This is a genomic window from Shewanella sp. M16, assembly GCF_018224605.1.
GTDB classification, from domain to species: Bacteria; Pseudomonadota; Gammaproteobacteria; order Enterobacterales; family Shewanellaceae; genus Shewanella; species Shewanella oncorhynchi.
In genome coordinates this window covers 1-6,130 of sequence record NZ_JAGTUL010000079.1, presented here as the reverse complement: position 1 = coordinate 6,130, position 6,130 = coordinate 1, and the positions used below count along the sequence as shown (strand labels likewise).

Here is a 6,130-nt window from a genome sequence, read left to right as displayed (position 1 = left end):
AAAGTTAGCTCTTTATAGCAGCGATACACATTAGGCGACATGCAGCAATGCATGTTAAGCGCGGTGAATTCGGTCATTTGGCTAATCACAGCTGCATAAAATATCTTTATCAATTCAATCACTATAAAAATAAAACCATTATTTGGGGAGAACGAGATGGAATCGAGTCCTACGCCGCAGCAGGATCTGCACACCAGCCAAAACCGTCACACACAAGCGTTAACAAGGCACAGCCGCCTAGCGCTTGCCGTCGCCGCAAGCCTATTAGGGATAATAGGGTTAGCGGCCTGTTCACCCACATCGAATTCAGCAACAACTGCCACAAGTGTGAATGTCGCGCCAAGTGTGCAGCGGGTTGCGCCCGGCGCACCAGGTAAAGCGCCGACTTGGGCATTTTCGGGTAAAACTGGTATTGGGACGTCTTACGAGCCTTATACCCAAGGTCAATACCAAGATACCAAGCAAAATCCCATTAGCCGCGTTTGGTTCTCCCTCGCCCAAGGTATTTTAACCGAAACCATGTATGGTCTTATCCATAATGCGCAGCTCAAAGAACTGCAATTTGTGGTCACAGGTAATGGCTTTGTCGATACCGAAAAAGAGAACACTATCAGCAGCATAGAATATTTAGATACAGATGCTAATGGTCGCCCGCAATCCCTTGCCTATAAAATTATCAATAAAGATGTTGAAGGTAAGTATCAGATTGAAAAGCATATCTTTACCGATCCAGACCGCGACACTTTGATGATGCGTGTCACCTTTACTGCCTTTGAAGACGGCATTACACCGCATTTGTATGTCAATCCGCATATCGATAACGCAGGCGCCAATGATATCGGCCGCATTGATACTCATACTGACAATCATGCCAACACTCATGCTAATAATCAGGCGCTGGTGGCCTATACCGCCGCCAAAGACAGTAGCGTAATGACGGTAAAATCCGATCTGAATTTTGTGCAGGCTACGACTGGCTTTGTCGGTGTTTCCGATGGCCTAGCCGATTTGGCCGATAACGGCAAACTCGATACGCCCTATCAAATAACCAGTGCGCAAGATAAATCGACCGTTGGCAATATCGCCTTTACCGCGAGTTACCCTACGCTCATCAAAGCCAAACCCGTCACTTTTAATCTCGCCATCGGTTTTGGTAAAGATGAAGCACAGAGTTTAGCCAATGCCGATGCCACCTTGGCCGCAGGTTATGATTCTGTGCTGAGTGCCTACAAAGGCGATGCCACCCATGTCGGCTGGCACGATTACTTAAGCTCGCTGCCCGCCATCGCTAACATGGCCAACAACACGACCGATAACGGTAAGCTGCTGTATACCAGTGCTATGGTCTTGAAAGCTCAGGAAGATAAAACCTATGCGGGCGCACTTATCGCCTCGTTATCTAATCCTTGGGGCGATACGGTTTCGGCAGCCGTGCCGAGCACTGGCTATAAAGCGGTATGGCCGCGCGACTTTTACCAATGCGCCATGGCATTCCTCGCCATGGGTGACACGCAAACGCCCAAAGTGGCCTTCGAATACCTGAAAAAAGTGCAAGTGACCGAAAAGACGCCCGGCTTTACGGGTACGCCCGGTTGGTTCCTGCAAAAGACCCATGTGGATGGCCAAATTGAATGGGTCGGCGTGCAGCTCGATCAAACCGCCATGCCGATCATGCTCGGCTGGAAACTCTGGCAAGCGGGCGTACTCACCCCTGATGAGATCAGTCACTGGTATCAAGAGATGCTCAAAGGTGCAGCGGACTTTTTGATCAGCGGCGGTGACGTCAATCTGGATTGGAATCACACTCAAATCACCCCACCTAAAACTCAGCAAGAACGTTGGGAAGAACAAGCGGGTTACTCCCCCTCAACAACGGCTGCCGTGATCGCCGGTCTTGTTGCCGCGAGTGAAATTGCCAAAGAAGCTAAAGATATTACTTCAAGCGCCCGTTATCTTACCGCCGCCAAAGACTTAAGTAATAGTTTAGAAAAACACTTAGTCACCACCCAAGGGCTATTGAAAAACAGCGCAGATGTCAGCGCGCCTTACTATTTACGTTTAAGCCCGAATGGCAAGCCAAACACCAGCGATAAACTGGCGGCAAATAACGGTAAGCAAGGTTTAGATCAGCGTCAGATCCTCGATGGCGGATTTTTAGAACTAGTACGTTATGGCGTGCGCGGTGCAACCGATAAGCTCATCAATCAAAGCCTTCAATTGATTGATAATACTGAGCTTGAGCACAACCTACGCCTTAAATACGAGTTTACCGCCAAAGATGGCAGCACTATCCCAGGCTTTAGACGTTATGGCAACGACGGTTACGGCGAGGATACGGTTACTGGCAAAAACTACGCAGAATCCGGCAGCAACAGCGCCGATCAGCGCGGCCGAATCTGGCCCTTCTTCACTGGCGAGCGCGGTCATTTTGAGCTAGCACTCGCCCAAGCGAAAGGCGAACTCACAGGCAATAACGCGCAGCAAACCAAGCAGCAGTTGATCAACACCTATGTGCAAGGCATGGAAACCTTTGCGAATGCGGGCATGATGTTACCCGAGCAAGCGTGGGACGGTGTCGGCGACGCCACCCGTTATCATTACCAACTCGGACAAGGCACCAACTCTGCCACACCGCTTGCCTGGACCCATGCCGAATACATCAAACTGGTGCGCTCAATGACCGATGGCCAAGTCTGGGATTATTACCCTATCGTCCCAGCGGCATTGAAATGACAAGTTGAAATAACCAATTAAAATAGCGCATTAGCTTAACGATACTTTGATAAATTGCAGGCTAGAACAGCATCCTAGATATTGTTCTAGCTTTTTTATAGACGGTTTTATGATGCCTGATTTAGCGCCCGCTTTTCATAGGCTTATGCTGCGGGTAATCTTGCGGCGTGCAACCAAATTGCATTTTAAAGGCGGCACTGAAACTGCTGACACTCAAATAACCTAAACTATGGGCCACCATAGTCGTGCTCTCCCCTTGGCTTAAGCTCTCAAGCGAATTTAACAAACGAAACCTTTGCCGCCATTGTCGATAAGTAAGCCCAGTTTCAGCTTTGAATAGTCGCTCAATCGTTCTCACACTCGCGCCGCCCATTTCGGCTAACTCGGTCAGTGAGTAACTCACTTTTGGACGTCGGATCAGCGTTTGGATCAAGCGGCTGAGTCTTGGATCTGAGCCAGCGGGTAAATGGGCATCCAGACTGTCCAGAGTTTGGAGCTCATCGATGGCAACCAAACCCAGCCGATGCAGTTGTCCACTGTCCATAAGATGTGAACTTTCACAAAGTTTAAGCACTAATTCACGCATCAGCGCTGTCATCGTCACCATCACCACTTGCGTATCCTGTGGCCTAACATCATAGCTAGGATCAATATAGATATTGCGAGTATGGGCGTGGGTTTCGCTGTTCACTTGATGGGGCAAATTGCAGGGGATCCACACCGCATGGGTTGAAGGTATCACCCAGACGGCATTTTCACTGCAGACACGTAACAAGCCTTTGGCGGCCCAAAGTAGCTGCCCCCGCGGATGTGAATGAGGCTCGATGCCCGCTTCCGCCGCCATATTGCGAGTATGGGTTAGCACAGGTCGATTGGCATCTGTGATAAACGCCACGTCACTGGGCGTTAACAATGTCGCTTTAGGAACAGCTTTTGACATATTACCCTCTTAAAACGCCAAACTAAGTCAGCTATCTTAGTTGGCATCTTTTACGTATTCAACCCAATAGGTCGGTAAACATGAAACGTTTTATTGGCGTTAAACCGCTAGCGTTTTTCAGTGCACTGTTGATCGCTACTTTACTTGCACTTTTTCCGCTAAGCCAGCATCCCGCGGTGTTTTCCTACAGCGCAGGCGTAGTGTTAGTGACCTTGATGTTTTGGAGCACAGGTTTCTTCCCGCCCTTTATGGCGGGGTTAATCTTTTTTGCCCTTGCCACCATTTTTAAACTCATTGAGCCGAGTATACTTTTCTCCGGATTCGGCTCAACTGCGGTGTGGTTAATCATTTCGGGGTTTGTGATCGGCAGTGCCATCACTCAGTCTGGTTTAAGTCGCAGAATGGCCAGTTTGATTGCCCCCATACTGACCTCAAGTTATCCACGCTTAATTGCGGGTTTGGTCTTTAGTGCCGTGCTGCTTGGCTTTGTGATGCCCTCATCCGTTGGCCGTGCTGTGGTCATGGTGCCAATTGGTATGGCGTTAGCTGAGCAAGTCGGTTTTGCTCGTGGTAGCCATGGACGGATAGGCATTGCGACCGCCTTGGCACTGGCGTGCAACATGCCCAGTTTTGCCGTGTTGCCCGCGAATATTCCCAACATGATATTGGCAGGTTCCAGTGAGAATCTATTCAATATCCACTTTGGTTATACTGAGTATCTCTTATTGCATTTTCCAATCCTTGGTTTACTCAAATCGATATTGATTGTGGCGCTAGTTATCTTCCTATTTCCTGCAAAAATTGATAAAAATCAGCCTGAACGCGTTATTGAAAAAGAAGCTTATAACCTTGGTATTCAAAAGAAAGTTGCACTGTTACTGGCGATTACTTTGCTCTTTTGGGTGACTGACTCGCTGCACGGCATCAACCCCGCTTGGGTAGGATTAACAACGGCTATCTTGTTATTGCTCCCAAAATGGGGAGTGCTTGAGCCTAAGAGTTTTAATAGTTCAGTGGATTTGTCGACCGTCATTTTTGTCGCGGCGGCCTTAGGTCTGGGAGCATTGGTCAATCATTCCGGGCTCGGCACTGCGCTAGGTCAACTGTTCAGTGAATGGTTACCCTTGCAGCAAGGGGCATCGTTCCTGAATTTTATGTCGTTATCGTTAATCGCGACGCTAACAGGATTAGTGGCAACGGTTCCAGGCGTGCCGACTGTGTTATCCCCCATGGCGGCAGACTTTGCCAATGCAACTGGCTTCTCCACCCCTGCGGTATTAATGACGCAGGTGATCGGGTTTTCAACCGTGATTTTTCCTTATCAGGTGGCTCCTTTGATTTTGGCGATGCAATTATCCCAAGAGCCATTAACTAAACTACTTCGCATCACCTTACCTCTAGCGGCAATAACTCTAGTTGCACTCATGCCACTGGATTATTTATGGTGGCTATGGCTAGGTTGGATTAACTAAAATTGCGTTAACTAAATTAAATGGACGAAACGCTCACTCTTGCCGATATTCAAGCCGTCAAGGGTGCTTTAGAGCAGCCATCATCAATTGCTCAGCACTCGACAGCGCTTGGGTCGATAACACAACTCTCCCCACATAAATTCTTTCGATAAGCTTCATAGTTAGACCATACTGTTTATATGTACAGTATATTGTGATTTATTATGATGCTTCTAGGCCGCTTCGCCAAACATACCCAATATCAGCTCTCGTTATTTAGCTCCTTGATTGCCGCAGGATTTCCGTCACCGGCCCAAGACTATGTAGAACAAACATTAGATCTCAATGAGTTATGCATCAAACATCCTGCCGCCACGTTTTTTGTCAAAGTCCAAGGGGATTCGATGATCGAAGCGGGGATTTTCTCCGGTGATATTTTGGTGGTAGATCGCTCACTACAGCCAGCCCACGGTGATACCGTTGTCGCAGCGGTGAACGGTGAGTTTACCGTAAAGCAATTACAGCTACGCCCTGTGGTGCAATTGCTACCACGTAATGCCTTATTCTCCCCGATCGCCATCAATGATGAGTCTGAGTTAAACATCTTTGGGGTAGTGACCAACGTGGTGAAAAAGCTCAAATGACGCCCTCACTATTCGCCCTCGTCGATTGCAATAATTTTTATGCCTCCTGTGAGCGGATGTTTAGGCCGGATTTGGTTGGTAAGCCGATTGTGGTGTTATCCAATAACGATGGCTGCGTCGTCGCCCGCTCCGTAGAGGCAAAACAACTTGGCATCAAGATGGCGGTGCCTGTATATCAAATAGCAAACCAACTCCGCCAGCATCAGGTTGCGGTATTCTCCTCCAACTATGAACCTACAGTTGGGAATTTTTTTAGATGCCACATGTTGGAATTTTTCATGATAAATAAATTAGACGAAGAGAAGAGAGGTAGTTACAGTTTTACTGTTTGTCTGGATATCTTGAAAAAGTAGATGGATGAA

Annotated in this window: 4 protein-coding genes and 1 pseudogene; 4 read left to right on the top strand and 1 reads right to left on the bottom strand. The window is 48.1% G+C overall.

Annotated elements, in window-relative coordinates; genetic code table 11:
* Window positions 1–156: 156 nt before the first annotated feature.
* Window positions 157–2,733 carry a glycoside hydrolase family 15 protein gene (locus KFE26_RS23060; RefSeq protein WP_212601842.1) on the top strand — a complete coding sequence of 859 codons (2,577 nt, stop codon included), beginning with the start codon at window positions 157–159 and terminating at the stop codon, window positions 2,731–2,733.
* A gap of 121 nt (window positions 2,734–2,854) precedes the next feature.
* Here the strand turns inward: KFE26_RS23060 and KFE26_RS23055 are convergent, their stop codons facing one another.
* Window positions 2,855–3,673, bottom strand: coding sequence for a helix-turn-helix transcriptional regulator (locus KFE26_RS23055; protein ID WP_212601841.1), 819 nt, complete (start codon window positions 3,671–3,673; stop codon window positions 2,855–2,857).
* A gap of 80 nt (window positions 3,674–3,753) precedes the next feature.
* Here KFE26_RS23055 and KFE26_RS23050 point away from each other — a divergent pair, with 80 nt between their 5' ends.
* The 3 genes and pseudogenes from KFE26_RS23050 to KFE26_RS23040 all read left to right on the top strand — a co-directional run.
* On the top strand, window positions 3,754–5,145 hold the full coding sequence (locus tag KFE26_RS23050; protein ID WP_212601840.1) for an SLC13 family permease: 1,392 nt from the start codon (window positions 3,754–3,756) through the stop codon (window positions 5,143–5,145).
* 203 nt (window positions 5,146–5,348) lie between these two features.
* Entirely contained in the window at window positions 5,349–5,768 is a 420-nt protein-coding gene (gene umuD / locus KFE26_RS23045; RefSeq protein ID WP_212601839.1) for a translesion error-prone DNA polymerase V autoproteolytic subunit, read from the top strand.
* Window positions 5,765–5,998: pseudogene (locus KFE26_RS23040) on the top strand (DNA polymerase V subunit UmuC); the annotation flags it as partial. The gene umuD and the pseudogene KFE26_RS23040, both read left to right, overlap by 4 nt.
* Between the last annotated feature and the right edge of the window lie 132 nt (window positions 5,999–6,130).

Bases quoted from the DNA above. Each gene is read 5' to 3' on its own strand.
- KFE26_RS23060 (WP_212601842.1), top strand. From the start codon at position 157: ATGGAATCGAGTCCTACGCCGCAGCAGGATCTGCACACCAGCCAAAAC.
- KFE26_RS23055 (WP_212601841.1), bottom strand. From the start codon at position 3,673: ATGTCAAAAGCTGTTCCTAAAGCGACATTGTTAACGCCCAGTGACGTG.
- KFE26_RS23050 (WP_212601840.1), top strand. From the start codon at position 3,754: ATGAAACGTTTTATTGGCGTTAAACCGCTAGCGTTTTTCAGTGCACTG.
- umuD (WP_212601839.1), top strand. From the start codon at position 5,349: ATGATGCTTCTAGGCCGCTTCGCCAAACATACCCAATATCAGCTCTCG.